Here is a 26,911-nt window from a genome sequence, read left to right as displayed (position 1 = left end):
CTACTCCGCCGGCGGGCTCTGGTTGTACCGGGCGCTGCGGGGCTGGCGCGTCAGTTGCGCAATGGCGTCCATGATGGCGTCGGTGGCAGCCCTGCGGGCGGGCAGGGCATGGTCGGGCCCGGTTTGTGCAAAGGTCAGCGGCGCCCCGTAGCGCAGGGTGAACTTGGCGGGTTTGAAGCCCTTGCTCCCGGCGGGCTGCAATTTTTCGGTGCCGATGATGCCCACTGGAACCACGGGTGCACCAGTGGTCAGGGCCAGCCAGCCCACGCCCGTGCGTCCGCGGTAGAGCACGCCGTCCCGTGAGCGGGTGCCCTCCGGATAAATCCCCACACCCTCATTGCGGCCCAGGATTTCCAGCAGCGTCTTCAACGCCTGCACACTGGCGGCCTGCTCCCCACGTTCCACCGGGATGGAATGCACTGATTCAAAGAACGACTTCATCAACTTGCCTTTGACACCCTTTCCCGTGAAGTATTCGGCCTTGGCAAAGAAGGAGACGGGCCGTGGCGTGAGGGCCTGCACGATCACGGAATCAAAGAACGACAAATGGTTGGGGGCCACAATGAAGGGCCCGTGGGCGGGTATGTTTTCCAGTCCCTGCACTGTGGGCCGGCACAGGGTGGCAATGGTGCCGCGCGTGAGCACACGGGTCGCGTCATACAGCGCCATGGTGCACCTCCTGCGCAGCCGCCCCGGTCAGCAGCCGTGCCAGCTCCGCAATGGAATGGACGACGGCGGCCGCACCTGAGCGCGCCAGCTCGCCATCGAGCGCGAAGCCCCAGGAGACTCCGATGCAGGCCAGGGAGTTGCTGCGGGCGCCCGCCACGTCCTGGTGCCGGTCCCCCACCATGACCGCCTGCACCGGCCGGGCCGGATCCGCCCCGAGGGCGGCTGTGGCGTCGGTGAGGGCGGCGGCAATGATTTCAGCCTTGCCGGGGCGGTAGCCGGGGTCCCCCGCCCGCAGGCCTTCATCGGCATGCGCGCCGCGGATGGTGGTGAAAAATTCCGCCAGCGAATGCCGGGACAGCAGCTCCATGGCCAAGGGTTCGGGCTTTTGGGTGGCGACGGCAAGGATCACGCCACTGTCGCGCAGCTGCGCCAGCAGTTCCCTGACCCCGGGGTACACCCGGGACATGGCCATGCCGCGGGTGGCGTACCAGGCACGGTAGTTGGCAATGACGGCGCCCACCTTGTCCGCCGGGACCCCGGCAATGCCCAGCAGCGCATCGGCCAGCTTGGGACCCACCATGGTGGCCAGGACCGCATCCGCCGGAACGGGCAGCTCCAGGGCGCGCAGGGCCTGCGCTATTCCCCCGGTGATGCCGCCGGCGGGGTCCACCAGCGTGCCGTCAAGGTCGAACAGCACAACGGGGTACGTGCAGGGCCGCACCGGGGCCGGGGAATCAATAATCACGTCCATAGTTTCTCATGGCACCGCGCGCCGCGGCCCATCCATGCCGCAGCGGCCATGGACGGGTCCCCGGGCAGGGGCGTCACAGCACCTCGCGCAGGAACTCCGCCGTATAGCTGTCCTGGCTCTTGGCCACCTTTTCCGGGGTTCCGGTGGCCACCACGCGCCCGCCGCCCGTGCCGCCGTCGGGCCCCATGTCCACGATCCAGTCCGCGCTCTTGATCACATCCAGGTTGTGTTCAATGACAATGACCGTGTTGCCCTTGTCCACCAGGCCCTGCAGCACCAGCAGCAGCTTGCGGATGTCCTCAAAGTGCAGGCCCGTGGTGGGCTCGTCCAACACGTAGATGCTGCGCCCGTTGGAACGCTTTTGCAGTTCCGCCGCCAGCTTCACCCGCTGCGCCTCGCCACCGGAGAGGGTGGTGGAGGCCTGGCCCAGGCGCACATAGCCCAGGCCCACGTCCACCAGCGTGCGCAGGTGCCGGGCAATGGGGGTGAAGGCGGCAAAGAAGTCCGCACCCTCCTCAATGGGCATGTTCAGCACGTCGGCAATGGACTTGCCCTTGTAATGCACCTCCAGCGTTTCGCGGTTGTACCGCGCGCCGTGGCACACCTCGCAGGGCACATAGACGTCGGGCAGGAAGTTCATTTCAATTTTCAAGGTGCCGTCACCGCTGCAGGCCTCACAGCGGCCGCCCTTGACGTTGAAGGAGAAACGGCCCGGCTGGTAGCCGCGCATCTTGGCCTCGTTGGTCTCGGCAAAGAGCTTGCGGATGTTGTCAAACACGCCCGTGTAGGTGGCGGGGTTGGAACGCGGGGTGCGGCCAATGGGGCTTTGATCCACATGCACCACCTTGTCCAGATGCTCCAGCCCGTCCACCCGCAGATGCCGCCCGGCCACCTGCTTGGCGCCGTTGAGCTTGTTGGCCAGCACCTTGTACAGGATCTCGTTGACCAGGGTGGACTTGCCGGAGCCGCTGACGCCCGTCACAGCCGTCAACACGCCCAGGGGGAACTTCACGTCAATTTTGTCCAGGTTGTTTTCCTTTGCCCCCACCACCATCAGCTCACGCTTTTTGTCGTACTTGCGGCGCTTTGCCGGGACGGCAATGGCCTTGCGCCCGGAGAGGTAGTCGCCCGTCAGGGAGCGGGTGTTCGCCAGCAGATCCGCCAGGGACCCGGAATGGACCACCTCGCCGCCGTGCTCGCCGGCGCCGGGACCAATGTCCACGATCCAGTCCGCTTCCTTGATGGTGTCCTCATCGTGTTCCACCACTATCAAGGTGTTCCCGAGGTCCCGCAGCCGGGTCAGGGTTTCAATGAGGCGGCGGTTGTCGCGCTGATGCAGGCCAATGGAGGGCTCATCGAGCACGTACAGCACCCCCACCAGCCCCGAGCCGATCTGCGTGGCCAGGCGGATCCGCTGGGCCTCGCCGCCGGAAAGGGTCGCGGAGGCGCGTTCCAGGTTCAGGTACTCCAGGCCCACATCCAGCAGGAACTTCAGGCGGGCCTGTATTTCCTTCAGCACCTGGCTGGCGATTTGCTCCTCCCGGTGGGAGAGCGTCAAGTTGCTCAGGAAGGCAAAGCAGTCACGCATGGACAGGGCGCAGACCTCGGCAATGGACTTGCCATTGATCAGCACCGAAAGCGACGCCGGGTTCAGACGCGCCCCGCCACAGGCCGGGCAGGCGATCTGGCGCATGTACTCTTCATAGCGGTCGCGGGCATGGTCGGACTCGGTTTCGGCATGCTTGCGCTGAATGTACTGCACGGCGCCTTCAAAGCCCGTGCTGTACTTGCGCTCCCGGCCAAAACGGTTCTTGTACTGCACCACCACCTTGTGGTCCTTGCCGTACAGGATGGCGGTGCGGGCGGCGGTGTCGAGCTTGTTCCACGGCGTTTCCAGAGTGAAGCCCAGCTCATTGGCCAGACCCTCCAGCAGGCGGTTCCAATATTCCGTGGTGGCGGTTCCCAGCGACCAGGGGGCAATGGCGCCGTCCCGCAACGACAGGAACGGGTTGGGAACCACCAGCTCCTCATCGACCTCCAGTTTTGAACCAATGCCGCTGCAGGCGCTGCAGGCGCCAAAGGGGTTGTTGAAGGAAAAGGAGCGCGGCTCAATCTCGTCAATGGCCAGGGGATGTTCGTTCGGGCAGGCCAGGTTCTCCGAGAAGGTGCGCAGGCGTCCGGCGTCGTCGTCGGCAAGGTCGACCAGCTCGGCGACCACGCGCCCCTCGGCCAGGTTCAGCGCCGTCTCCACCGAATCGGTCAGGCGTTGGGTGATGCCGTCCTTGATGACCAGGCGGTCCACCACCACTTCAATGGTGTGTTTGAAGGTCTTCTTCAGTTTGGGCGGATCGGAAAGCTGAATCTGTCCGCCGTCGACCTTGGCGCGGGAATAGCCCTTGGCCGTCAATTCCTTGAAAAGCTCCACAAACTCGCCCTTGCGGTCACGCACCACGGGCGCCAGGATTTGGAAGCGGGTGCCCTCGGGCATTTCCAGCAACTGGTCCACAATCTGCTGCGGGGTCTGCTTGGCAATGGGCTCGCCACAGACGGGGCAGTGCGGTGTCCCCACCCGCGCCCACAGCAGGCGCATGTAGTCGTAGATCTCCGTGATGGTGCCCACGGTGGACCGCGGGTTTTTCGACGTCGACTTTTGATCAATGGACACCGCCGGGGACAATCCCTCAATGAAGTCCACATCCGGCTTGTCCACCTGGCCCAGGAACTGCCGGGCATACGCGGACAGGGACTCCACGTAGCGGCGCTGGCCCTCGGCAAAAATGGTGTCGAAGGCGAGCGAGGATTTTCCGGATCCGGACAGCCCGGTAAAGACGATCATGGAGTCGCGCGGCAAGTCAAGATCAACGTTGCGCAAATTGTTTTCCCGGGCCCCCTTCACCACCAGACGGGACAAATCAGGGCGCTTGGGGAGGGTTTCATGCGTTACTTGCTGGGCCATTGTTTCCTTCACATCCGGGAGTGCCACACCGTGGCTTGGGCGGGCGGGCACTGGCCCCGCACACCCTGCAGACACTAAAAAGTATAATCGAAAGTTCGTTCGAACATGGACCGCGGGGGGCCGTAAAGCCCCTCCGTTCGCTCCCGGCTCAACTGCTCCCCAGGGCAGCCTTGACGATGTTCAGGGCCTGGTTTTGCGGCACGCCAAGTTCGCGCACCACCTCGGCGTAGGCCTCGGCCGCGAGCGCCACCTGGGCGGCGATTTTGTCCCCGCCCGAAGCAATGGCGGTTCCGCTGCGCCCGGCAGTGGCCACAATGCCGGCCTGTTCCAGTTCCCTGTACGCCCGGGCCACCGTATTGGCCGCCACGCCCAAATCACTGGCCAGGGCCCGGACCGAGGGCAGCTTGGTTCCCACGGCCAGTTCACCGGAGGAGGCAAGGTCAAGGATCCGCAATCTGATTTGCTCGAAGGGGGGCACCGTGGAATCCGTATCGAGACGCCAACGCCGCATGAGTTGATCCATGGCATTCATTGCGTGTCCACCTCTTCCGCCGCTGCATCACCACAGCCGCTAGCAACAAGATTGTGCCTAGTTCAAATCGTAGTGGAAAGGCCACGGGCGCGACAGCGTGAGATTGCCCATAGCCGCACCGCGCCAGGGCGCAGGTACGGCCACCGCCGCCTGCCGGGCGGGCTGCGTGCCTATGGCGCGGCGGCGGGCTGGGCTTCCTTGCGCCCCACCATGAAAATCCGGCGGAAGGGAAAGAGCGTGCCAAATTCACCCGGCGGGTAGGCCTTGGCCAGCAGCGCACCGTACTGCCGCTCGAACACCTTTTGGCTCTCTGGATCCAGGGCTGCCAGGATGGGGCGCAGGGCCGCGCCGCGGGTCCACTCCAGCACCGGGTTCCGGCCCTGGAGCAGCTGCTGGTAGGTGGTCTCCCAGACTTCCACGGCGGCTCCGCCGCGCCGGAACAGCCGGTGGTAGTCGCCGGGCGTGCCCACTGCGTCATCGTGGTGCACCACATCCGCCAGCCTGGCGCGCCACGGTGCACTGAGGGCCAGCTCACGCATCAGGGCATGCGATGGGGCGTGGTGGTTCCCGGGGACCTGCACGGCCAGCCACGCGCCGGGGCGCAGCGTCTGCAGCCACGTGCCCATGAGTTCCAAGTGGCCTGGCACCCAGTGCAGGGCCGCATTGGAGACCACCACGTCGGTGTCGGCCTCCGGACGCCAGCTGGCAAGGTCCCCCTCGGCGAAGCCCAGCTTGCCGGCCTGCAGCTGTGCCGCGGTGGCCCGGGCCTGTGCCAGCATGTGCGCGGAGCTGTCGATCCCCAGGACGCGGGCTTGGGGCCAGCGTTGGGCCAGCGTGGCGGTCAGGGTCCCCGGGCCGCAGCCCAGGTCCACCACTGAACGCGGGGCTTCGGCGCGGATGCGTGCGGTGAGGTCAAAGAAGGGGCGGCTGCGGTGGTCGGCAAATTCGCCGTACTTGGCCGGTTCCCAGGGAAAACTTTTGTCAACCATGGCGTTATCCTGCCACAGCTGCGAGCGCCTAAGCTGGAAGGACCATGAATCTTCTTGAACAGCTTGCCACCTTGAACCCGCAAACCTCCTCCGATGACGATGTCCTGGACGCGTTTCTGGAGTGGACCATGGAGCGTGGTTTGGAGCTGTATCCGGCCCAGGAGGAGGCCGCCCTGGAACTGGTCAGCGGCAACAATGTGATCCTTTCCACCCCCACGGGTTCGGGCAAGTCCATGGTGGCCATTGCCGCGCACTTCAATGCCATGGCCCGGGGCGCAGCCAGCTACTACACGGCCCCCATCAAGGCGCTGGTGTCGGAGAAGTTCTTTGCCCTGTGCGAGATCTTTGGGGCGCAAAACGTCGGCATGATCACCGGAGACTCCTCCGTGAACCAGGATGCGCCCATCATTTGCTGCACGGCGGAGATCCTGGCCAACATTGCCCTGCGCGAGGGGGCAGACGCCGATGTGGGCGTGGTGATCATGGACGAGTTCCACTACTACTCGGATCCGCAGCGCGGCTGGGCGTGGCAGCTGCCCCTGTTGGAGCTGCCGCAGTCCCAGTTCCTGCTCATGAGCGCCACCTTGGGGGACGTCAGTCGCTTTGAGCGGGAACTGACCGAACTGACCAACCGGGAGACCACCACCGTCTCCTCCGGCGAGCGCCCCATTCCGCTGCATTACTACTATGTGCAAACGGGCGTCCACGAAAGCCTGGAGGAGCTGCTGGCCACCAAACAGGTGCCGGTCTATGTGGTGCACTTCAGCCAGGCCGAGGCCATTGACCGGGCACAGAACCTGATGAGCATCAATGTGTGCACCCGCGGGGAGAAGGACAAAATTGCTGAGCTCATTGCCGGCTTCCGTTTCTCCGCGGGCTTTGGCAAGACCTTGAACCGGCTGGTCCGCCACGGCATTGGCGTCCACCATGCCGGCATGCTGCCCAAGTACCGCCGCCTGGTGGAGCAGCTGGCGCAGGCGGGGCTGCTGAAGGTCATTTGCGGCACCGACACCCTGGGCGTTGGCATCAATGTCCCCATCCGCACCGTGCTCCTCACGGCCTTGAGCAAGTACGACGGCGTGAAGACCCGCGTTTTGCAGGTGCGTGAGTTCCAGCAAATTGCCGGACGCGCCGGCCGGGCCGGTTATGACACGGCCGGAACAGTCATTGTCCAGGCCCCCGAGCACGTGGTGGAGAACGCCAAGGCCATGGCCAAGGCGGTGGCGAAGTTTGGTGACGACCAAAAGAAGCTGCGGCAGGTGGTGAAGAAGAAGCCACAGCAGGGCTTTGTCAGCTGGGGTGAGCCCACGTTCAAGCGCCTGGCCGAATCCGTGCCGGAGCCGCTGACCTCCAGCTTCACCATCACCCATGCCATGCTGCTGAACCTGCTGGAACGTCCCGGGGACCCCTTCCAGGCCGCCAAGGCGCTGTTGACAGAAAACCACGAGCCCCCCGCCAAGCAGCGCGCCCTGATGCGCAAGGCCATTGGCATGTACCGGGAACTGCTCGGCGCCGGCGTGGTGGAGCGCATCCCGGCGGAGGAACTGGAGGCCGATGGACGCACGGTGCGCCTGACAGTGCACCTGCAAATGAACTTTGCCCTGAACCAGCCGCTCTCCCCCTTCGCGCTCGCAGCCCTGGACCTGTTGGATCTTCAGTCGCCCAGCTACGCCCTGGACGTCATCTCGGTCATTGAGTCCACGCTGGAGAAGCCGCGGCAGATCCTCTCCGCCCAGCTCAAGCGCGAACGCACCGAAAAAATCACCGACATGAAGGCGCAGGGCATCGAGTATGACGAGCGAATGGCGATCCTGGACGAGGTCAGCTACCCGCAGCCGCTGCAGGAGCTGCTCTTTGACGCCTTTGAGGTGTACCGCAGGGCCGCGCCGTGGATGGGCGACTTTGAACTGAGCCCCAAGTCCATCATCCGTGACATGTATGAGCGGGCCATGAACTTTGGCGAGTACGTCCAGTACTACTCCCTGGCCCGTTCCGAAGGCATTGTGCTGCGCTACCTCACCGACGCCTACAAGGCCCTGCGCCAGACGGTCCCCCAGGATGCCCTGCGTGAAGACCTGGAAGACATCATCCTGTGGCTCGGTGAGCTGGTCCGCCAGGTGGATTCGAGCCTGCTGGACGAATGGGAGAAGATGACCAGCGGGGAGGATTCGGCCACCTTGGCCGAAGCCGCGGAGCCGGCCCTGCCCCCCGCTCCCCCGCGCCTGAGCGACAATACCCGCGCCTTCCGGGTGATGGTCCGCAATGAAATGTTCCGCCGGGTGGAACTGGCTGCCGACGATGACTTTGAGGAGCTGGGCAGGCTCGACGGCGAACACGGCTGGGATGCCGACCGTTGGGCCGATGCGCTGGACGGGTACTGGGACGAACACGAATACCTGGAGTCCGGTCCTGCCGCCCGGGGCCCGGCGCTGCTGCAGATCACCATGGGCGATGACAGCTGGGAGGTGCGCCAGGGCCTCATGGACCCGGCAGGCAACAACGACTGGTACATGCTGGCCACCGTGGATCTGGAGGCGTCAAACGAGGCCGGTGCCGCCGTCGTCCGCTTCCAGGAATTCAGCCGGATGTAGGGCGGGCACTAAGCTGGCGTCATGACTTTGCTGCGCACCGCGACCCCCGCCGACGTTCCCGCCATCTTGGGCATGATCCATGATCTGGCCGTGTATGAAAAAGAGCCGGAGGCGGTGAAAAACACGCCGCAGATGCTCCAGGCCAGCCTGTTTGGCGCCAATCCGCAGGTTTTCGCCCATGTGGTGGATTCCCCGGTGGCCGGCGATCCCATTGTGGGCTTTGCGCTGTGGTTTTTGAACTACTCCACCTGGGAGGGCACGCACGGGATTTATTTGGAGGACCTGTACGTCCGCCCGGAGGCCCGTGGCGGCGGCTATGGCAAAATGCTGCTGCAGAATTTGGCGCGCATTGCCGTGGAGCGCGGGTATGCGCGGGTGGAGTGGAGCGTGTTGGATTGGAACGAGCCCTCCATCAACTTCTACAAAAAGCTCGGTGCGGCGCCCATGGACGGCTGGCATGTTTTCCGGCTGGACGGCCCGGAGCTGTCCTCCTTTGGTGCCTGCTCCACCGTGGAGGCAGCATCATGAAATCCGGCGAACCGTTTCAGGTGCGGGGATTGTTCCTGCGCGATCACCGTTTTCAGGTGCCCCTGGACCATGCGGATCCGCAGGGGCCCACCATCACCGTCTTTGCCCGGGAAATGCGCGACGCCGCGCTGGAGCACGCGGCGGAACTGCCGTGGCTGCTGTTCCTGCAGGGCGGCCCCGGCGGCAAGGGCAACCGGCCGGCGGGGCTCTCCGGCTGGCTCAAGGAAGCGGCCCGGCACTTCCGCATCCTGATGCTCGACCAGCGCGGCACCGGACTTTCCACCCCGGTGAACCGGCAGACGCTGCCGCTGGTGGGTGGTGTTGCGGAGCAGGCGGATTATTTGTCCCATTTCCGCGCCACTGACATTGTGGCCGACGCCGAATTCATCCGGGCGGCCCTGGGCAGCGGACCCTGGAGCATTTTTGGCCAAAGCTACGGCGGCTTTTGTGCCCTGACGTACCTCTCCTTCGCCCCGCAGGGGCTGAAGGAGGCGCTGATCACCGGTGGGCTTGGGCCGCTGGCCGGGCCGGCCGACCAGGTCTATGCGGCCACCTTTGCCCGGCTGCGGGCGCGCAATGCCGAATATTTCGCCAAGTATCCCGCCGACCGGGCCCTGGTGACGGGCCTGATGCGCCACGTGGCGCACGTGCCCGAACATCTTCCCACCGGTGAGCGGCTCACAGCCGAACGGCTGCAAATGTTGGGCAACTTCCTGGGCGGCAACACCCGCTTTGACGCGCTGCACTTCCTGCTGGAGGAAGCCTTCACCGACACGGCCGACGGCGTGCGTCTTTCCGACACCTTCCTGGCCAATGTGGGCGCAGTGGTGAACCGCGCCCCCAATCCGCTGTATGCGTTGATGCATGAATCCATTTACGTCCAAGGCGAGCCCAGCGCCTGGGCCGCCGCGCGCGTCCTGGAGGCCAACCCGGACTTCCGAGCGGAGGCGCCCGAACCGCTGCTGACGGGTGAAGCCATTTACCCGTGGTACTTCGAGCAGGACCCCGCGCTCATTCCCTTGCGGGAGCTGGCGCACCTGCTGGCACACCGGGTTCAGGGCTGGGGCGCGCTGTACGACCAAGAACAGCTGGGCCGCAACACGGTACCCGTGGCCGCGGCCGTGTACAGCGACGACATCTATGTGGACCGTGGGATTTCCCTGGCCACAGCCGCCGCCGTGCAGGGCCTGCAGCTCTGGGAAAGTGCCGACTTCCACCACGATGGCATTGCCGACGACGGCGAGGGCATCTTCGCACGCCTGCTGCACCTGGTGCGCCCAGCGTAGCCGGTACGCTGCGGGCCGGCAGCGTCCCAGCCCGCAGCTGCCCCAGGCGGCCAGCTGCCTCCCTGACGAGGCTCAGCCGTGGCCGGCCTCGCGCATGTGGCGCAGTTCCTTCTTCAAGTCACCCACCTCGTCACGCAAACGCCCGGCGAGTTCAAAGTGCAGCTCGGCGGCCGCACCATGCATTTGCGCCGTCAGTTCCTCAATGAGGGTGACCAGTTCAGCTGCCGGGCGCGACACCGCAGCGGCGCCGGCACCCTTGTTCCTGCCCTTCTTGCCGGACCCCTCGCGCCGCAGCCGGGCTTCTTCGAGCAGGGCTGCGGTGTCTGCGTCCTCACGGGCCAACTGGTCAGTGATGTCGGCAATTCTCTTGCGCAGCGGCTGCGGGTCAATGCCGTGCTTGGTGTTGTAGGCAACTTGGATCTCGCGGCGCCGGTTTGTCTCGTCAATGGCGAACTGCATGGAGGCCGTGATGCGGTCGGCATACATGTGCACCTCACCCGAGACGTTTCGGGCGGCCCGGCCAATGGTCTGAATCAAGGACGTGGAGGAACGCAGGAAACCCTCCTTGTCGGCGTCGAGAATGCTGACCAGGGACACCTCGGGCAGGTCCAGGCCTTCACGCAGCAGGTTGATGCCCACCAACACGTCAAAGACCCCCATCCGCAGTTCACGCAGCAACTCCACCCGCCGCAGGGTGTCCACATCCGAGTGCAGGTACTGCACCTTAATGCCATTGCTGAGCAGGTAGTCGGTCAGATCCTCCGACATCCGCTTGGTCAAAGTGGTCACCAGCACGCGTTCGTTCTTCGCTGTGCGCTTGCGGATTTCACCGAGCAGGTCATTGATTTGATCCTGGGAGGGCTTGACAATGATTTCCGGGTCAATAAGCCCGGTGGGGCGAATGATCTGCTGGACGAAGCCGTCCGAGACGCCCAGCTCGTACTTTCCGGGGGTGGCGGAGAGGTACACGGTCTGACCAATGCGTTCCAGGAATTCGTCCCATTTCAGCGGCCTGTTGTCCATCGCGGACGGCAGCCGGAAGCCGTGATCCACCAGGGTGCGCTTGCGGGACATGTCACCTTCATACATGGCCCCGATTTGGGGCACCGTCACATGGGACTCATCAATGACCAGCAGGAAATCATCCGGGAAATAATCCAGCAGGCAGTGCGGGGCGCTGCCGGGGCCACGGCCGTCAATGTGGCGCGAGTAGTTCTCAATGCCATTGCAGAACCCCATCTGCTCCATCATTTCCAGGTCATAGGTGGTGCGCATGCGCAGGCGCTGGGCCTCCAGAAGTTTGTTTTGGCTCTCCAGCTCCTTAATGCGGGCAGCGAGTTCATCTTCAATTTGCTTCATGGCCCGGTTCATCCGGTCAGGTCCGGCAACATAGTGCGAGGCCGGGAAGACATACATTTCGTTTTCTTCCCGGATGATTTCCCCGGTCAACGGGTGCAGCGTGTAAATGTTCTCAATCTCATCACCAAAGAACTCCACCCGGATGGCCTGCTCTTCATACATGGGGATGATCTCCACCGTGTCCCCGCGCACCCGGAAGGTGCCGCGGTGGAAGTCAATGTCATTGCGGGCGTACTGCATGCTGACGAATTTGCGCAGCAGATCATCACGGTTCATTTGCTGACCGCGCGTCAAGGTCACCATCCCCGCCACATACTCCTCGGGGGTGCCGAGTCCATAAATGCAGGAAACAGTAGCCACCACAATGACGTCGCGCCGGGTCAGCAGGGTGTTGGTGGCTGAGTGCCGCAGCCTTTCAACCTCCTCGTTGACGGAGGAATCCTTTTCAATGAAGGTGTCCGACTGCGGCACATAGGCTTCCGGCTGGTAATAGTCGTAGTACGAGACAAAATACTCCACGGCATTATTGGGCAAAAGTTCGCGAAACTCGTTGGCCAGCTGCGCGGCCAAGGTCTTGTTCTGCACCAGCACCAGGGTGGGACGCTGCACCTGTTCAATCAACCACGCCGTGGTGGCCGACTTTCCGGTGCCGGTGGCACCGAGCAGCACCACGTCCTTCTCACCATTGTTAATGCGCTCCGTCAGTTCCTTAATGGCCGCCGGCTGGTCACCGGCAGGCTTGAACTCACTAATCACTTCAAAGGGCGCCACTACACGATTAATCTCTTGGGCAAGACTCATGGTTACAACGCTACTCCTAGACACTGACAGTTGCGTCCACGGCAAAGCAGGACATGGGTAGTACTCCCCACGAAACAACAGCCCATTGCGCGCCAATCCATGTGATTATGGATAGCAGAGATCATCACACTCCACTGTTTAGTTCATCCTTTGAAAGGGAACCATGACGCAGAACCCGGAAAACCAGTACGACAAGCCCGCCACGCAGTACGGCCAGCCCCAGGAAACGGCCACGCAGCAGCCCTATGGCCAGCCCGCCTACGGTGGCGCCCCCTATGGCGCACCGGCCGAGGACCCCGCGAAGACCCTGGGCATCGTTGGCCTGGTGCTGAGCATTCTGGTGCCCATTGCCGGCCTCATTGTCTCCATCATTGCCAAGAAGAAGTCAGAGGCTGCCGGGTTCACCAACAACACCCCGGCCAAGGTGGGTGTGATCCTGGGTTGGATCTTGACCATCCTGGGCGTCATCGGCACCATCATCTACATCATTGCCATCGTTGCCCTGCTCAACAGCGGCGCCTACGACAGCATGTAGGACCACCACGCCAAGAGGGCCCGCTCCCTGGGGAGCGGGCCCTCTTGGCGTTTAACGGCACCGGTCAAGCAACGTTCGGCCGGTGCCGTGCCGGGGCTCAGGCTCCGGCTCCCGCTCCGGCTCCGGGCATGATCCTCACCCCGGCCACCACGGCCGGATCTGCCGAATACAACACTTCCGGACCGCTTGGCGGCATGGGCTTGGGAAAGAAGCCCGCCCCGGCCAAGGCAGTGGTCAATTCCTCACCGGGGGCCACTGCCTCCGGCCGTTGCCGGATCGTGAACACCAGGCCGCCGGCGTCGGATTCCACAGCGCAGTCCAAGCCGTCCACCACATGCTCAAGCCGTGCCGCCAGCCTAACCCGTGCCGCTTCCGCGCCGCCGTTCCCTGCGGCCCCGGGCTTGCCAGCTACGTGGTCCGCCGGCCGGCGGGCGGCCATGTTGGCCGCAAAGGGCAGCAGCCGCTCCCGCCACAGGGCATCCAGTTCCGCCACGGCCTGCTCCGGGGAGCCATTGTTGGAAATCACCACATCGGCCGCCGCCGCCCTTTGCTCATCACTGGCTTGGGCGGACATACGGGCCACCGCATCCTCCCGCGTCATGCCACGGTCAAGGACCATGCGCGCAATCCGTTCCTCGGCACGGGCCTGAACCACCAGCACCAGGTGGAAACTGGCCTGCTGACCGGATTCGACCAGCAGTGGGATGTCCTGCACCACAATGGAACCTTCCCCGGCGTCGCGCTTCAACGCATTGGCGGCCCGCCTGACCCGGGGGTGCACAATGGCGTTCAAGGACTCCCTGGCGGACTGGTCGGCAAAAACCAGGGAACCGAGCTTGGCGCGGTGCAGGGAACCGTCTGGCTGCAAAATGCGGTCGCCAAAGTTGGCCACGATCGCGGCCAGGCCCGGCGTGCCCGGGGCAACAACATCGCGGGCCAGCCGGTCCGCATCGATGACCACCGCCCCCAGCTCGCGCAAGCGCGTGGTGAGCAATGATTTGCCGGCTGCAATGCCGCCGGTGAGCCCCAGTGAAAGCATGTCACCATCCTAACCAGTGCAGCTGCACGCAAAGGCCCGGCGATATGCTGGTTGCGTGACACTCCCATCAGCCACGCACGGCCTGTCCGGCGCCACCAGCTACACGGTGCTCGCCGGCGGTGCCGATTTCCGCCACGAGCTCACCATTAAACGTTCCCGGTTCATTACGGTGCTGCGGCGGGTGGAGACCGAGTCCGCGGCGCGGGAACTGGTGACGGAGCTGCGCCGGGAGTTTTATGATGCCCGGCACCACTGCTCCGCGCTGGTCATTGGCTTCTCCCGCGGGCTGCAAAGGTCCCATGATGACGGTGAGCCCTCCGGCACTGCCGGCGCGCCGATGCTCGATGCCCTGCTCAAGCGCCAAACGCGCCCCGGGGGGCCAACTGCGGAATCCCGCACCGACCTCAGTGACGTGTGCGCGGTGGTGGTGCGGTACTTTGGCGGGGTCCTGCTGGGCGCTGGAGGTTTGGTGCGCGCCTACTCCGAGTCCGTCAGCGCAGCGTTGGCCCTGGCGCCCCTGGTCCGCCGCCAGCGGCTTCGGCTCTTCACCGTGGCGGTGCCCCATGGGGATGCCGGCCGTCTGGAGCATGAGCTGCGCAACGCCGGCTTCACCCTCACGGGCAACAGCTACGACGCCGTGGCCACCCATCTGGGTTTGGCCCTGGACGACGACGGCGCCGTAATCGCCGCCGCTGTTGACCGGCTGGCCGCATTGACCGCGGGACGTTTCACCTTGGCGGAAGCCGGAGCCGACCAGGACGGCACCATTTGGATCGATGCCCCAATTCCGCCGGCACAGCTGCACATCCCTGCGGTTCAGTAGCCGCCTGGGCCGTACGGCAGCTGCGGGGCTGGGGCCTTGTCAAAGCGGGCACCTTGGGCCTTGCTGGGCAACAGGGTGAAGACCAGCAGCGTCACCGGCCCCACCAACGGCAGGAACGAAAGCAGGATGAACCAGCCACTGAGATTGGCGTCGTGCAAACGCCGAAAGCTGATGGCCAGGTTGGGGACAATGATGCCAAGAAAACAAATCACGAAAATGAACATGACGAACGAGCCAAAGGCGGACAGTTCGTCGCTTTGCCGGTCTGCACCCAGCTGCGCCAGGAACATGAAGGCGACGAGGCCGGCACCAAGGAACAGCCGGGACCACCAGTATTCACTCAGGCTTGCCCGGCCGGCAAAGCTGGCGTACTTGATAAAAAAGCGTTTAAAAGCCTGGACCGGTCCGGCCCCATACAGTGGCCCCGCCAGGGACTCCTGCGGCTGAGGCTGCGGGGGCTGAGGCTGCGGGGAGGGATTGGGCGGTGCGAAGTAGCCTGCCGGGATGTGCACGTCCTCGGGAGCCACGTAGTCAGAGGGAATGTGCCGTGGGCCGTTGTTGGGCTGTGTCATGGAGTACCTCATCGTCAGAGCAAAGTGTGGCGTCCCGGAATGCTGGAAATTGCCGTACGGCGCTCCGGAGCGAAGGTCTTCCGGTTTAATCCGGCAGCAGGATGCAAACCGCTCTTTCGAGCATAGCTGCAACGGCCTGTCCGCTGGACAACGCGCGTCAGAAAGCACAAAGCGGGCCCCCACCGAAGTGGGGGCCCGCTTTGTATTACGCCAATTCAGCGGGACGGAAATTAGTTTCCGGTCAGCTTTTCGCGCAGTGCGGCAAGTGCCTCATCCGATGCCAAGGTGCCGGCACCGGTTTCAGCAACAGCAGGCTCGGAGGAGTAGGAAGTCCCTGCAGACTCGCCACCTTCACCGGCGCCATCGGCAGCTGCATCTTCTGCGGCGTGCTCGGCAACCTGCTTCTTGTGGGCTTCCCAGCGGGTCTGGGCGTCAGCGTACTGCTGCTCCCATACGGCGCGCTGGGTCTCGTAGCCTTCGAGCCATTCGTTGGACTCGGAGTCGAAGCCCTCGGGGTACTTGTAGTTGCCCTCTTCGTCGTACTCGGCAACCATGCCGTACAGTGCCGGATCGAACTCGGTGGAGTCGACGTCGACACCCTCGTTGGCCTGCTTGAGGGACAGCGAGATGCGGCGGCGTTCCAGGTCGATGTCGATGACCTTGACGAACAGCTCATCCCCAACTGAGACAACCTGCTCGGCCAGCTCAACGTGGCGCACTGCCAGCTCGGAGATGTGGACCAGGCCTTCGATGCCGTCTTCAACGCGGACGAACGCACCGAAGGGAACGAGCTTGGTGACCTTACCCGGAACAACCTGCCCGAGGGCGTGGGTGCGGGCGAAGGTCTGCCACGGATCTTCCTGCGTAGCCTTGAGCGAGAGCGAAACACGCTCGCGGTCCAGATCCACTTCGAGAACCTCGACGGTGACTTCCTGGCCAACTTCGACAACCTCGGAGGGGTGGTCGATGTGCTTCCAGGACAGTTCGGAAACGTGGACGAGGCCGTCTACGCCGCCAAGGTCCACGAAGGCACCGAAGTTGACGATGGAGGAAACGACGCCGGGACGAACCTGGCCCTTTTCCAGCTTGTTGAGGAACGTGGAGCGGACCTCGGACTGGGTCTGCTCGAGCCAGGCACGGCGGGACAGGACCACGTTGTTGCGGTTCTTGTCCAGCTCGATGATCTTGGCTTCGATCTGCTGACCGATGTAGGGAGCCAGGTCGCGCACGCGGCGCATCTCGACCAGCGATGCGGGCAGGAAGCCGCGCAGGCCGATGTCGAGGATAAGACCACCCTTGACCACTTCGATGACGGTACCGGTGACGACGCCGTCTTCTTCCTTGACCTTCTCGATGTCGCCCCAGGCACGCTCGTACTGTGCGCGCTTCTTGGACAGGATCAGGCGGCCTTCTTTGTCTTCCTTGGTGAGCACCAAAGCTTCCACCTGATCTCCCACGGAGACAACGTCTCCGGGATCAACGTCGTGCTTGATGGAGAGCTCGCGGGAAGGGATGACACCTTCGGTCTTGTAACCGATGTCGAGCAGAACCTCGTCGCGGTCAACCTTGACAACTACACCTTCGACGAGATCGCCGTCGTTGAAGTACTTGATGGTTGCGTCCACTGCGGCGAGAAATTCTTCAGCAGTACCAATGTCGTTGATTGCGACAACAGGGGTACTTGTCTTCTCGGGGGTCGTGATGGTCATGTAGTAGGGGCTCCGATGTGGATAGTTGGTTTCGCCGTATATGGTCAAGGCCGCAATCAACCGCTGCCGTGCCAAATCCGGAATTATTAGGGGTGCAGGGGTTCCTGCGGATCAAAATCTGCCCATAATGCCTTGCCATGGCCGAGAAAACGGCCCAGTTCACGCATTACATGCCCGTTTAGTCTAGTTGCTTGGGCCTGACAGCGCAAAAATCCGCCGCAACGTGCCGTTATGCGCCTGGGGGCCAGCCAGTTTGGCGCATGGCCTTGCTGGGCCAATTTTCCCGCTCCCCCTGCGCCAAACCCGCACCCAATTCAACGCATACGGCAGCGGCCCCCGCCCTGCCAGATTTCCCGGCCCCCCATGCGCCAAACCCGACCCTGGCATGGCGCATGAGGCCCCCATGCGCCAAACCCGCACCCAATTCAACGCATATGGCAGCGGCCAGACAGACGCCACCCGCGCTGCCAGACTGGCTGGCACCCCGTGCGCCAAACCCGCACCCAATTCAACGCATACGGCAGCGGCCAGTGGTTAAAAGTTCGTCATGCTGTGCGGTGTGACAGCGGCGGCAAACATGGCATCGAACAATGCCAGGGCGCCGGGCTGTTCCTCACGGATCCGGCCGGCGGCATGCATGGTCCTGGCGCTTACAGCCCCCAGATACAGGCTGGAGAGTTCGCTGACGCCCAAACTCAGCTGCGCGGCGACGGAACCGTCCTCCACACAGCGGGCCACGGTTGCCAGCCCATGCACCACGGTGATGCGGAACAACCCGGATCCATGTCCCAGGGGATCCCCCACATGGATGGTCAAGCTGCCGTCCACGGCGTAGCTGCGGGCGGCGAGCGCGGCGGGCACATCCAGGATCCGGAGCCAGAGGTGGTCCTCCGTGTCGGTGCGCTTGTAGTGCCGCTTGGCGGCAATGGCCCACTCCAGGGGATCGTCCACCGGTGCCATGGACCAGCTCACTTCATCAATGAGGTCCAGCTGGCCCAGAAAGTTCCACAGTGCCAGGTAGGCCGCATCCGTCACGGCCAGCAGGTCCACAATTTCAACGGTGGAGCGGCTGTCGTCCCGCACGGGCTTGTAGCTCACATAGCCGTCCACGGTGCCGGATTCGTCGTAGTGCAGTGCGGCGCGAATGTTCAAAACGGGTTCCGGCTCCGCATAGCCGCCTTGACCCGAGGCCAGGAAGCGGTACATGTCCTGACGGTCAATGGATCCGTAGCGGGCGGCATGCACCCGCTCAAAGACTTGGTGGTGCAGACCCTTCACCACCAGCGGGTCGGCTATTTCCACCACTCCGTGTCCGGCAGCTGTTGGCACGATGAACTCCAGGCCACCTCGGACGGCGACTTCAATCCGGCAGGCATGCGTGGCCACGCCGAAGCCAAAGCGCCCGTAAATGGTGGCCTCGGAAGCCGTCAGGGCAGCCATGGGCAGTCCGGCCGCCTTGGCCTGGGCCAGATCCGAGCTCATCATGGCCCGCAGCAGTCCACGACGGCGGTGGCTGGAGCGCACCGTGACGGCGGTGATTTGATGCACCGGAAGCAGCGTTCCGCCGCCGACGTTCAGGCTCTTGCGATGGTAGGCGTAGGTGGCCACGGGATATTCCGGGCCCCAGGCACCGGCGGGGGTGGTGACGTCCTTGACGTAGGCGCCGGTCATCATGCGCCCATCCACCTCTTCGGAAACAACATACTTTTCCATGTCGCGCTCCAGCGGGGCATTGCCGTGAAAACCCAGCGAAACCGCGTGCTGCCATTTGACTACTTCATCGGGCACCTTCCCCTCCGCCAGGCGTGAGGGGAAGGTGCGCAGCTCATAGGGGAAGGACCGGGGGTTGCGCTCACTGGCCATGAATCTTTACTTTCCGTAGTGATGACTAAACCATGCAGGACGCGGAGGGGACGGGCCGCTAGTGCCCGGCGTCATTCCAGCTGTTGCCAACTCCCACCTGCACCTCAAGCGGCACTTTAAGTTCCGCCGCAGCGCCCATCTGCTCAATGACCAAGGCCTTGGCGGCCGCCAGTTCACCCGGCGCGACTTCCAGGATCAATTCATCATGGACCTGCAGCAGCATCCGGGTCTTCATGCCGCGCTCTTCCAGGGCGGTGGCGACGCCCAGCATGGCCTCCTTGATGATGTCCGCCGCGGAGCCCTGGATGGGTGAATTCAAGGCCACCCGTTCTGCCAGTTCCCGCAGCTGCCGGTCGGAGCTGGAGAGGTCGGGCAGGTAGCGCCTGCGGCCTTCAATGGTGGAGGTGTAGCCGTCAATGCGGGCCTGTTCCACCACGCCGCGAAGGTAGTCGCGCACGCCGCCAAAACGGTCAAAATAGTCCTTGACCAGGGTGCGGGCCTCATCGACGGAAATTTCCAGCTGCTTGGACAAGCCAAAGCTCGTCAAACCGTAGGCCAGTCCATAGGACATTGCCTTGACCTTGGAGCGCATGGCGGACGTGACATCCGCCGGGGCCACGCCAAAGACGTGCGAACCCACATAACGGTGCAGGTCCTCGCCGTTCGCATAGGCCTCTATGAGGCCGGCGTCACCTGACAGGTGGGCCATGATGCGCATTTCAATTTGTGAATAGTCCGCTGCGAGCAGGCACTCAAAGCCTTCACTGACCACAAAGACGTCCCGCACCCGGCGCCCCTCCTCCGTGCGGATGGGGATGTTTTGCAGGTTGGGGTTGTTGGAGGACAGGCGTCCCGTGGCGGCTATGTTTTGCACATAGGTGGTGTGGATCCGTCCGTCGTCAGCCACGGACTTCTTCAGCGTCTCAGCCATCTGCTTGAGCTTGGACGCCTCCCGGTGGGCCATGAGTTGGGCCAGAAATTCGTGGCCCGTCTTCTCCAGCAGGGCTTTGAGGGAGGCGGCATCGGTGGTGTAGCCGGTCTTGATTTTTTTGGTCTTGGGCAGCCCCAACTCTTCAAAAAGAACTTCCTGCAGCTGTTTGGGCGAGCCCAGGTTGACCTCGTGGCCAATGGCGGCGTAGGCGCCCTGCTGCGCGGCGTTCACCGCGGCGGTGAAGTCGGCCATCAAGGTTGCCAGCCGCTCCTGGGAAATGCCAATGCCCGTCAGTTCCATTTTTGCCAAAACGGCGGCCAGCGGCAGTTCCAGTTCGCGCAACAGCCGTGCCGCGCCGCGTTCCACCAGCAGGGGCGCCAGGTATTCGCTGAGTTGGCGCACCACGTGTGCCCGCAGCACCGCGGCGGTGTAGTCCGCTCCGCCGTCCAGACCCAGCTCAAGCTGCCCTGCGGTGGCTGCGGTGTCCGATTCCAGTGAGATGCGCAAATGCACCTGGCTGAGTTCGGCCAGCTCGTAGCTGCGCCGGTCCGGCTGGATCAAGTACGCCGACAGGGCAGTGTCGTCGACAACCCCGCCCAGGGCAAGGCCGCGCACCGACAGCGCCTTGATGGCCTCCTTGTATTCGTGGACCAGCTTGGGTGCGTCCGAGGCCAGCCAGGCGGCAAGTACGGATTCGAGCCCTTGCCCGGCGGTGGCCAGGTCAACCACGACGGCGGAATCCGCACGCGCCAGCGCCACGGCCACGGCCTCGCGGGACGTGCCGGCCTTCTCGGTCACCACTTCCACGGCGGTGGACGGGGCATCGGTGGACAACCACGCCTCAAGCACGGACCCCTCCGTGAGGACCTGGTGGGACGGCGCCTGGTGCACATCTGAGGCGTCGGGCGTCTCGTCTTCGGCGAACATGTCAAAGAGCCGCTTGCGCAGGGTGTTGAACTGGAGGGAGTCGAACAGTTCCTCCACGGCCTCACGGTCCGGTGCCTGCAAGGTGGTGTCGGTGATGGCCACGGGCAGTTCCATGTCGCGCAGCAGGTGGTTCAGGCGGCGGTTGCGTTTCACGTTGTCCACGTGGGCCCGCAGGGCTTCGCCCACCTTTCCGCCAATGGCATCCAGGTTTTCCCAGATTCCATCGAGGCTGCCGTACAGTTTCAGCCATTTCGCGGCCGTCTTGGGCCCCACCCCGGGAACACCGGGGAGGTTGTCGGCGGTCTCCCCCACCAATGCGGCCAGGTCCGAGTAGCGGTTCGGCGGCACAAAGTATTTTGCTTCCACGGCAGCGGCGTCCATGGGCGGAATGTCGGAAATGCCCTTTTTGGGGTACAGCACGGAAACCTTGTCGGTGATGAGCTGGAAGGCGTCCCTGTCACCGGAAACCACCAACACCTCCCATCCGGCGGCTTCGCCCTGTGCGGCCAGGGTGGCAATGATGTCATCGGCTTCGAAGCCATCGACGGAAATGGTCGGGATGCGCATGGCGGCCATGACCTTGATGATCAGGTCGATCTGGCCAAAAAACTCTTCCGGCGTCTTGTTGCGTCCGCCCTTGTATTCGGTGTATTCCAGGGAACGGAAGGTGGGTGTGTCCAGGTCGAAGGCCACCACCACATGGCTGGGCTTCTGCTGGCGGATCATGGTCAGCAACATGGAGGTGAAGCCGTGGACGGCGTTGGTGTACTGGCCGGCGTCGGTGCTGAAGTTCTCCGGCGGCAGGGCATAAAAGGCGCGGAAGGCCATGGAGTGTCCGTCAATGACGAGCAGCCGGGGTGTTTGGCCGTCGGGGACACTGGATCCCGGCTTCAGGGTGGGGCTTGCTGGGTTCGGGGCGGCCGTCTTGGCAGATTCACTCACAGGTGCCAGCCTAGTCACCATGAGCAATAATTTCACACCGCATCCACAAAGCCCCCAACTCCTTGCCGCGGGGGTTCCGGTGGAGTATCACCGCCTCCTGGGCCCCCATGGCGTGGGCGAACTGGTGGAGAAGATGGGGATAGTATTCACCCACATGTCCGTGGAGTCCATGGTGGCCACCATGCCCGTGGCGGGAAACACCCAGGTGGCGGGCCTGCTGCACGGCGGCGCCCACGTGGTCCTGGCCGAAACGCTGGGCTCCTTCGCGGCCGCCTTTCACGCCGGTCCCGGCCGGCATGCGGTGGGGATTGAGATCAACGCCACGCATCACCGCAGCGTCACCGGCGGGCTGGTCACCGGCACTGCCACTGCCGTGCACCTGGGCCGGACGCTGACCAGCCATGAAGTCATCATGCGGGATGAATCCGGCCGCCGCCTGTCCACCTGCCGCATCACCAACATGATCATGGCCAATCCCAAAGGCGCACAGGAAGCCAGCTGACTTAACGACGCCGGCCACGTACCTGTGCGGTACGTGGCCGGTGGCGTGCCTGCGGGCGGGGGTTAGAAGATATTGCCCAGGATGTCCGCTGCCGCTTCGCTCAGGAACGGCACAATCAAGACGATGCCGCTGAGCACTGCCAGGATGCACAAGGCAAAGCAGATGTAGGAGCCCCACTTGGCCGCCTGGTTGATGCGGCCCACGTCATCGCCACTGATGGCGGTGAACCTGATGCCCAACGAATACGTGACGACGACGAAGCCGGCACCGAGCAGTGTGGTGAGGGCAACTGTGAGGAAGCCAAACCAGTCAATCACTTGTTCCCCCTCGTGGGTTCGTTGGATGGCCCGGCAGATCCGGGCATATTCGCACTGCCGGGCGTCCCGGGCGTGCCGGCTGCCCCAGGCGTCCCGGGCGTGCCGGGCGTGCCAGGCGTGCCAGGCGTGCCAGGCGTGCCGGCTGCCCCGGGCGTGCCGGCTGCCCCGGGCGTGCGGGGTGTGCCGGGCGTGGCTGCGGCAGCGCTGGAGGAGTTGGCGGCTGCCTTGGTCATGGCCTTGAGTGCGGCTGTGTCCGCCTGGTCCAGCGCCGCTTGGGCCCTGGCACGTGCGGCGTCGGTTTCAGCGGCCCGCCGGGCGGCCTTGTCAGCGGTCTTCTGGGCAGTGCGGGCCTTCGCAGCCAGCTTTTCCCGTTCCTTTTTGCTGGGAATGTGCAGCGCCTCGCCCACGGCATCCACGTCGCTGATGGCGTTGCTGTGGTCCACCACCTCGCGCTGGGAAACGACGAACATGAACAGGATTGCGCTAAGGCCCAGCACGGCCACGATGATGATTCCGATCGTGCCGGTGCGGATCAACAGGGCCGCCAGGCCACCCACCAGTGCCGCGGAGGGCAGCGTCAGGAGCCAGGCAAGGGCAATTTTGCCAATCGCACCCCACCGGACCGTGGAACCCTTGCGGCCCAGGCCCGAGCCAATCACCGAGCCGGAGGCGGTGTGGGTGGTGGACAGGGCAAAGCCGAGGTGGCTGGAGGCCAGGATGGCTGCGGCCGTGCTGGTCTCAGCGGCGAAGCCCTGGGCGGGCTTCACATCCGTCAGACCGGAGCCCAGGGTGCGGATGATGCGCCAGCCGCCGGCGTAGGTGCCGCCGGCAATGGCCAGGGCACAGGTGGCAATGACCCAAAGGTGCGGCCCGGTGCCGGGTTCCTGCAGTCCTTGGGCCACGAGCACCAAGGTGATGACACCCATTGTTTTCTGGGCGTCGTTCGTGCCGTGGGCCAGGGCCACCAGCGAGGAGCTGAAGACCTGGCCGCGGCGGAAGCCACCGCGCTTCTGGGTCAGTTTGTCACCGGAATCCGGATCGCTGCGGCGGGTGATGCTGTACGCCAGTTTGGTGCACAGGAAGGCGACCAGGCCGGCAATGGCTGGAGCCAGGACGGCCGGCAGCAGGACCTTGGACACCACCACCAGGAAATTCACCGCACCAAAGGACCAGGTCCCCACGAGCGCTGCACCAATGAGGCCGCCAAACAAGGCGTGGGAGGAGCTGGAGGGCAGCCCCTTCAGCCAGGTGAACAAGTTCCACAACACCGCGCCCATCAAACCGGCAAAGATCATTTCCGGGGTGATGGCCACTCCGTTGGGCCCGCCTTCATTGATGATGCCGCCGGAGATGGTCTTGGCCACCTCCGTGGAGAGGAATGCGCCCACCAGGTTCAAAACGGCGGCGAGGGCAACGGCTGTCTTGGGCTTGATGGCGCCGGTGGCAATGGGTGTGGCCATGGCGTTGGCTGTGTCGTGAAAGCCGTTTGTAAAGTCAAAGAAAAGGGCCAGTGCTATGACAAGCACGACCATGAAGGTGAGATCCACCCGCGATCCAATCTAGAGGGGGCATGGTGCAAGATTGTGAATGTGGTTGGAACGGGGCCCTTGAGGCACGTGACATGACAGCCGCCGCAAAGCGCTGGCAATCCAACCTGTGCAATCCTACGACTATTTCCCGGCCCCTGTCTGCTTCACGGCCGGGTCCGTCCCAACACGGCAGGATTAACGCCACCGCCCCGTGGGGTTAACATCCGGTGGACAGTGCCGTAACAAAGAACCCCCACAGCCGGCAGTGCGGGAAATCACGTTTGGACCGGCCGCCCGGACCGTCGGCGCCGCGAAGCTCCCGTCCCCTGTTTTCAGCCCGGCCACCGGCTTCGCGCCGCTCAGCCCCGGCTGAGGTTTTCCCTGACCCGCGGCGCCACCTCGGTGGCATACAATTCAATGCTTTTGAGCATGGCGGCATGCGGGAGGGTGCCGTGGCTGTACTTCAGGTCAAAACGGGAAAGGCCCAACTGCTGCGCGGTGCGGGTGATCTTCCTGGCCACCGTCTCCGGCGAGCCCACCATGAGCGCGCCATTGGGGCCGGCGGTGGCGTCGAACTCGGCGCGGGTGAGCGCGGGCCAGCCACGGTCGCGTCCAATGCGGCCATGCATGAGTGCGTAGTGTGGCCACAGTTCATCCATGGCCTGCTGGTCGGTGGCGGCCACGTGGCCGGGCGAATGCACGCCGATGGGCTGGTCCGCATGGCCAAATTCCTTCAGGGCACGGTGGTACAGCTCGGTAAACGGCGCAAACTGGCGCGGCTCTCCCCCAATGATGGCCAGCATCAGCGGCATGCCGTAGTGCGCCGCGCGGACCACCGACTGGGGACTGCCGCCGACGGCGATCCACGTTTTCAGGTTTCCGCCCTCCGTGGGGGGATGGACCGTTTGCCCGTGCAGGGGCTTGCGGGTGTTGCCCTGCCAGCTCACCGGCCCCTCCTTGCGCAGTTCATGGAAAAGGCCCAGCTTTTCCTCGAACAACTCCTCATAGTCCGCCAGGTCGTGGCCAAAAAGCGGGAATGATTCCGTGAACGAGCCCCTGCCAAGGATGACTTCCGCCCGGCCATGGGAAACGGCGTCGAGCGTGGCAAAGCGCTGGAACACGCGGATGGGGTCATCGGAGCTCAGCACCGTCACGGCCGAGCCCAGCCGGATGCGCGTGGTCCGCGAGGCAATGGCTGCCAGCACCACATCCGGGGCCGAGACCGCATAGTCGTCGCGGTGGTGCTCGCCGACGCCGAAGTAGTCCAGGCCCAGCCCATCGGCCAGCACGGCTTGTTCGACGACGTCGCGGATCACCTGGGCGGCGTGGTGGGGCGCACCGTCCGGACCCAAGGTGATGTCGCCAAAAGTGTCCAAACCCAACTCAATGCCGCCGGGTGCTGTGGTGGTGCTGTTCATGGCGCCGTCCCTTCTCAAAGTTAATATGCGTATGCATCTACTTTGGGAACTGTGCCCCGCCCGCTTCTATTCCCCGCCCGGCAGCCGCTGGGAATTGGCCAGCTGCGCGGCCTTCCGGCGGTACACCGTAAGGAAGCGGGAAATGCGGCGCACGGCTTCCTCAATGTCGCTGACCGAGGGCAGGATCACGAAGCGGAAGTGGTCCGGCGTGGGCCAGTGGAAGGCGGTCCCGTGGCTGACCAGAATCTTTTGGTCCTGCAGCAGCTCAATGACGAACTTTTCATCGGACTCGATGGGGTAGACGTCCGGATCGAGCTTGACGAACAGGTACATGGCCCCGGCAGCCGGGACGCAGGAGACCCCGGCCAGTTCATTGAGCAGGCGCGCCGCCAGATCCCGCTGCTCGCGCAGGCGTCCGCCGGGTTTAATGAGGTCATTGATGCTCTGGTAGCCGCCCAGCGACGTCTGGATGGCGTGCTGGGCGGGGACATTGGCGCACAAACGCAGCGACGCCAACAGCTCCAGGGACTCCTTGTAGCCGGCCATGGCGGCGCGGGGACCCGACAACGCCACCCAGCCGGCACGGTACCCGGGCATCCGGTAGGCCTTGGACAGGCCGCTGAAGGTGAGCGTGGCGACGTCGTCGGACAGGCCCGCAACATGAATGTGGGTGTTGGCGTCGTACAGGATCTTTTCGTAGATCTCATCAGAGAACAACACCAGATCATGTTTGCGGGCCAAATCCACAAACGCCGCCAAAATGTGCCGCGGGTAAACGGCCCCGGTGGGGTTGTTGGGGTTGATGATGACAATGGCCCGCGTGCGCGGGGTGATTTTCGCCTCGACGTCGGCCATGTCAGGCCACCACTGCGCATCCTCGTCGCAGAGGTAGTGCACGGGCACGCCGCCGGTGAGGGTGACCGAGGCAGTCCACAGCGGATAGTCCGGGGCGGGAATGAGCACCTCGTCGCCGTTTTCCAAAAAGGCCTGCAGCGTCATGGAGATCAGTTCGCTGACACCGTTGCCGACAAAAATGTCGTCCACGCCAATGTTCAGCAGCCCCCGCGTCTGGTAGTACTGGGAAATGGCCGTCCGGGCCGAAAAGATGCCCTTGGAGTCGCTGTAGCCCTGCGCGCCCCGCAGGTGGTGGATCATGTCCACCACAATGGATTCCGGGGCCTCCAGGCCAAAGGGGGCCGTGTCCCCCAGGTTCATGCGCAGGATCCGGTGGCCCTCCGCCTCCATTTTTTGGGCCGCGTGCAGGATCGGGCCCCGGAGTTCGTAGCGGACATTGGCTAATTTGCTGGAGTGTTGCATCAGGCGCATGCAGTCCATTTTTACA

At 64.1% G+C, this 26,911-nt stretch carries 21 protein-coding genes; 6 read left to right on the top strand and 15 right to left on the bottom strand.

Going from position 1 to position 26,911, the window contains the following annotated elements; genetic code table 11:
* The 5 genes from ACFUCV_RS12910 to ACFUCV_RS12890 form a co-directional block, all read right to left on the bottom strand.
* The gene (locus ACFUCV_RS12910; RefSeq protein ID WP_380816318.1) at positions 1-669 is read right to left on the bottom strand and encodes a lysophospholipid acyltransferase family protein; all 669 of its coding nucleotides are present in this window, start codon (positions 667-669) and stop codon (positions 1-3) included.
* Complete coding sequence (locus ACFUCV_RS12905; RefSeq protein ID WP_380816316.1) at positions 656-1,414, bottom strand: HAD hydrolase-like protein; 759 nt, start codon at positions 1,412-1,414, stop codon at positions 656-658. Before ACFUCV_RS12905 ends, ACFUCV_RS12910 begins: the two co-directional genes overlap by 14 nt.
* 79 nt (positions 1,415-1,493) lie before the next feature.
* Positions 1,494-4,376, bottom strand: coding sequence for an excinuclease ABC subunit UvrA (uvrA, locus tag ACFUCV_RS12900; RefSeq protein WP_380816314.1), 2,883 nt, complete (start codon positions 4,374-4,376; stop codon positions 1,494-1,496).
* Positions 4,377-4,524: 148 nt separating this feature from the next.
* Positions 4,525-4,899, bottom strand: a complete 375-nt coding sequence (locus tag ACFUCV_RS12895) for a GntR family transcriptional regulator (protein WP_380816312.1) — start codon at positions 4,897-4,899, stop codon at positions 4,525-4,527.
* A gap of 179 nt (positions 4,900-5,078) precedes the next feature.
* Positions 5,079-5,897 carry a trans-aconitate 2-methyltransferase gene (locus ACFUCV_RS12890; RefSeq protein WP_380816311.1) on the bottom strand — a complete coding sequence of 273 codons (819 nt, stop codon included), beginning with the start codon at positions 5,895-5,897 and terminating at the stop codon, positions 5,079-5,081.
* A 44-nt stretch (positions 5,898-5,941) separates the two neighbouring features.
* Here ACFUCV_RS12890 and ACFUCV_RS12885 point away from each other — a divergent pair, with 44 nt between their 5' ends.
* The 3 genes from ACFUCV_RS12885 to ACFUCV_RS12875 are packed head-to-tail and all read left to right on the top strand — an operon-like array spanning position 5,942 to position 10,302.
* The gene (locus tag ACFUCV_RS12885) at positions 5,942-8,488 is read left to right on the top strand and encodes a DEAD/DEAH box helicase (protein WP_380816309.1); all 2,547 of its coding nucleotides are present in this window, start codon (positions 5,942-5,944) and stop codon (positions 8,486-8,488) included.
* Between the two features lie 21 nt (positions 8,489-8,509).
* On the top strand, positions 8,510-9,016 hold the full coding sequence (locus ACFUCV_RS12880; protein WP_380816307.1) for a GNAT family N-acetyltransferase: 507 nt from the start codon (positions 8,510-8,512) through the stop codon (positions 9,014-9,016).
* On the top strand, positions 9,013-10,302 hold the full coding sequence (locus tag ACFUCV_RS12875; RefSeq protein ID WP_380816306.1) for an alpha/beta fold hydrolase: 1,290 nt from the start codon (positions 9,013-9,015) through the stop codon (positions 10,300-10,302). The genes ACFUCV_RS12880 and ACFUCV_RS12875 overlap by 4 nt, the downstream gene beginning before the upstream one ends.
* 72 nt (positions 10,303-10,374) lie before the next feature.
* Here the strand turns inward: ACFUCV_RS12875 and uvrB are convergent, their stop codons facing one another.
* A complete protein-coding gene (gene uvrB, locus ACFUCV_RS12870; RefSeq protein WP_380816304.1) occupies positions 10,375-12,462 on the bottom strand; it encodes an excinuclease ABC subunit UvrB in 2,088 nt (695 codons plus the stop codon).
* Positions 12,463-12,625: 163 nt separating this feature from the next.
* Between uvrB and ACFUCV_RS12865 the strand changes: the two genes are divergently transcribed.
* A complete protein-coding gene (locus ACFUCV_RS12865; RefSeq protein ID WP_380816302.1) occupies positions 12,626-12,997 on the top strand; it encodes a DUF4190 domain-containing protein in 372 nt (123 codons plus the stop codon).
* Between the two features lie 97 nt (positions 12,998-13,094).
* On the opposite strand, the gene coaE is transcribed toward ACFUCV_RS12865, so the two are convergent.
* Complete coding sequence (gene coaE, locus ACFUCV_RS12860) at positions 13,095-14,036, bottom strand: dephospho-CoA kinase (RefSeq protein ID WP_380816300.1); 942 nt, start codon at positions 14,034-14,036, stop codon at positions 13,095-13,097.
* A gap of 55 nt (positions 14,037-14,091) precedes the next feature.
* Here coaE and ACFUCV_RS12855 point away from each other — a divergent pair, with 55 nt between their 5' ends.
* Entirely contained in the window at positions 14,092-14,859 is a 768-nt protein-coding gene (locus ACFUCV_RS12855) for an IMPACT family protein (RefSeq protein WP_380816298.1), read from the top strand.
* Here the strand turns inward: ACFUCV_RS12855 and ACFUCV_RS12850 are convergent.
* The 4 genes from ACFUCV_RS12850 to polA form a co-directional block, all read right to left on the bottom strand.
* Entirely contained in the window at positions 14,853-15,431 is a 579-nt protein-coding gene (locus ACFUCV_RS12850; protein WP_380816296.1) for a DUF805 domain-containing protein, read from the bottom strand. The two genes, ACFUCV_RS12855 and ACFUCV_RS12850, sit on opposite strands and share 7 nt — an antisense overlap.
* 230 nt (positions 15,432-15,661) lie before the next feature.
* The gene (gene rpsA, locus ACFUCV_RS12845) at positions 15,662-17,140 is read right to left on the bottom strand and encodes a 30S ribosomal protein S1 (RefSeq protein WP_380816294.1); all 1,479 of its coding nucleotides are present in this window, start codon (positions 17,138-17,140) and stop codon (positions 15,662-15,664) included.
* Between the two features lie 534 nt (positions 17,141-17,674).
* The gene (locus ACFUCV_RS12840; RefSeq protein WP_380816292.1) at positions 17,675-19,003 is read right to left on the bottom strand and encodes a GNAT family N-acetyltransferase; all 1,329 of its coding nucleotides are present in this window, start codon (positions 19,001-19,003) and stop codon (positions 17,675-17,677) included.
* A gap of 58 nt (positions 19,004-19,061) precedes the next feature.
* Positions 19,062-21,824, bottom strand: a complete 2,763-nt coding sequence (gene polA / locus ACFUCV_RS12835; RefSeq protein ID WP_380816291.1) for a DNA polymerase I — start codon at positions 21,822-21,824, stop codon at positions 19,062-19,064.
* Here polA and ACFUCV_RS12830 point away from each other — a divergent pair.
* On the top strand, positions 21,823-22,305 hold the full coding sequence (locus ACFUCV_RS12830; protein ID WP_380816289.1) for a hotdog fold thioesterase: 483 nt from the start codon (positions 21,823-21,825) through the stop codon (positions 22,303-22,305). The genes polA and ACFUCV_RS12830 overlap by 2 nt on opposite strands.
* A gap of 62 nt (positions 22,306-22,367) precedes the next feature.
* Here the strand turns inward: ACFUCV_RS12830 and ACFUCV_RS12825 are convergent, their stop codons facing one another.
* The 4 genes from ACFUCV_RS12825 to ACFUCV_RS12810 form a co-directional block, all read right to left on the bottom strand.
* Entirely contained in the window at positions 22,368-22,622 is a 255-nt protein-coding gene (locus tag ACFUCV_RS12825; RefSeq protein WP_380816287.1) for a hypothetical protein, read from the bottom strand.
* Positions 22,619-24,154: an anion permease gene (locus ACFUCV_RS12820; protein ID WP_380816342.1), complete on the bottom strand. Its 1,536-nt coding sequence runs from the start codon at positions 24,152-24,154 to the stop codon at positions 22,619-22,621. Before ACFUCV_RS12820 ends, ACFUCV_RS12825 begins: the two co-directional genes overlap by 4 nt.
* A gap of 356 nt (positions 24,155-24,510) precedes the next feature.
* A complete protein-coding gene (locus ACFUCV_RS12815) occupies positions 24,511-25,569 on the bottom strand; it encodes an LLM class flavin-dependent oxidoreductase (protein ID WP_380816285.1) in 1,059 nt (352 codons plus the stop codon).
* 66 nt (positions 25,570-25,635) lie between these two features.
* Positions 25,636-26,895: a pyridoxal phosphate-dependent aminotransferase gene (locus tag ACFUCV_RS12810; RefSeq protein ID WP_380816282.1), complete on the bottom strand. Its 1,260-nt coding sequence runs from the start codon at positions 26,893-26,895 to the stop codon at positions 25,636-25,638.
* Between the last annotated feature and the right edge of the window lie 16 nt (positions 26,896-26,911).

This window comes from Specibacter sp. NPDC057265 (genome assembly GCF_042668835.1).
Classification (GTDB): domain Bacteria; phylum Actinomycetota; class Actinomycetes; order Actinomycetales; family Micrococcaceae; genus Specibacter.
The sequence above is the reverse complement of the archived record's forward strand: the minus strand, read 5'-3'. Positions and strand labels throughout refer to the sequence as shown.

Bases quoted from the DNA above. Each gene is read 5' to 3' on its own strand.
- ACFUCV_RS12820 (WP_380816342.1), bottom strand. From the start codon at position 24,154: ATGGTCGTGCTTGTCATAGCACTGGCCCTTTTCTTTGACTTTACAAAC.
- polA (WP_380816291.1), bottom strand. From the start codon at position 21,824: ATGGTGACTAGGCTGGCACCTGTGAGTGAATCTGCCAAGACGGCCGCC.
- ACFUCV_RS12875 (WP_380816306.1), top strand. From the start codon at position 9,013: ATGAAATCCGGCGAACCGTTTCAGGTGCGGGGATTGTTCCTGCGCGAT.
- ACFUCV_RS12810 (WP_380816282.1), bottom strand. From the start codon at position 26,895: ATGCGCCTGATGCAACACTCCAGCAAATTAGCCAATGTCCGCTACGAA.
- ACFUCV_RS12880 (WP_380816307.1), top strand. From the start codon at position 8,510: ATGACTTTGCTGCGCACCGCGACCCCCGCCGACGTTCCCGCCATCTTG.
- ACFUCV_RS12895 (WP_380816312.1), bottom strand. From the start codon at position 4,899: ATGGATCAACTCATGCGGCGTTGGCGTCTCGATACGGATTCCACGGTG.
- ACFUCV_RS12840 (WP_380816292.1), bottom strand. From the start codon at position 19,003: ATGGCCAGTGAGCGCAACCCCCGGTCCTTCCCCTATGAGCTGCGCACC.
- ACFUCV_RS12885 (WP_380816309.1), top strand. From the start codon at position 5,942: ATGAATCTTCTTGAACAGCTTGCCACCTTGAACCCGCAAACCTCCTCC.
- ACFUCV_RS12850 (WP_380816296.1), bottom strand. From the start codon at position 15,431: ATGACACAGCCCAACAACGGCCCACGGCACATTCCCTCTGACTACGTG.
- ACFUCV_RS12890 (WP_380816311.1), bottom strand. From the start codon at position 5,897: ATGGTTGACAAAAGTTTTCCCTGGGAACCGGCCAAGTACGGCGAATTT.
- ACFUCV_RS12910 (WP_380816318.1), bottom strand. From the start codon at position 669: ATGGCGCTGTATGACGCGACCCGTGTGCTCACGCGCGGCACCATTGCC.
- coaE (WP_380816300.1), bottom strand. From the start codon at position 14,036: ATGCTTTCACTGGGGCTCACCGGCGGCATTGCAGCCGGCAAATCATTG.
- ACFUCV_RS12865 (WP_380816302.1), top strand. From the start codon at position 12,626: ATGACGCAGAACCCGGAAAACCAGTACGACAAGCCCGCCACGCAGTAC.
- ACFUCV_RS12830 (WP_380816289.1), top strand. From the start codon at position 21,823: ATGAGCAATAATTTCACACCGCATCCACAAAGCCCCCAACTCCTTGCC.
- ACFUCV_RS12815 (WP_380816285.1), bottom strand. From the start codon at position 25,569: ATGAACAGCACCACCACAGCACCCGGCGGCATTGAGTTGGGTTTGGAC.
- uvrB (WP_380816304.1), bottom strand. From the start codon at position 12,462: ATGAGTCTTGCCCAAGAGATTAATCGTGTAGTGGCGCCCTTTGAAGTG.
- uvrA (WP_380816314.1), bottom strand. From the start codon at position 4,376: ATGGCCCAGCAAGTAACGCATGAAACCCTCCCCAAGCGCCCTGATTTG.
- rpsA (WP_380816294.1), bottom strand. From the start codon at position 17,140: ATGACCATCACGACCCCCGAGAAGACAAGTACCCCTGTTGTCGCAATC.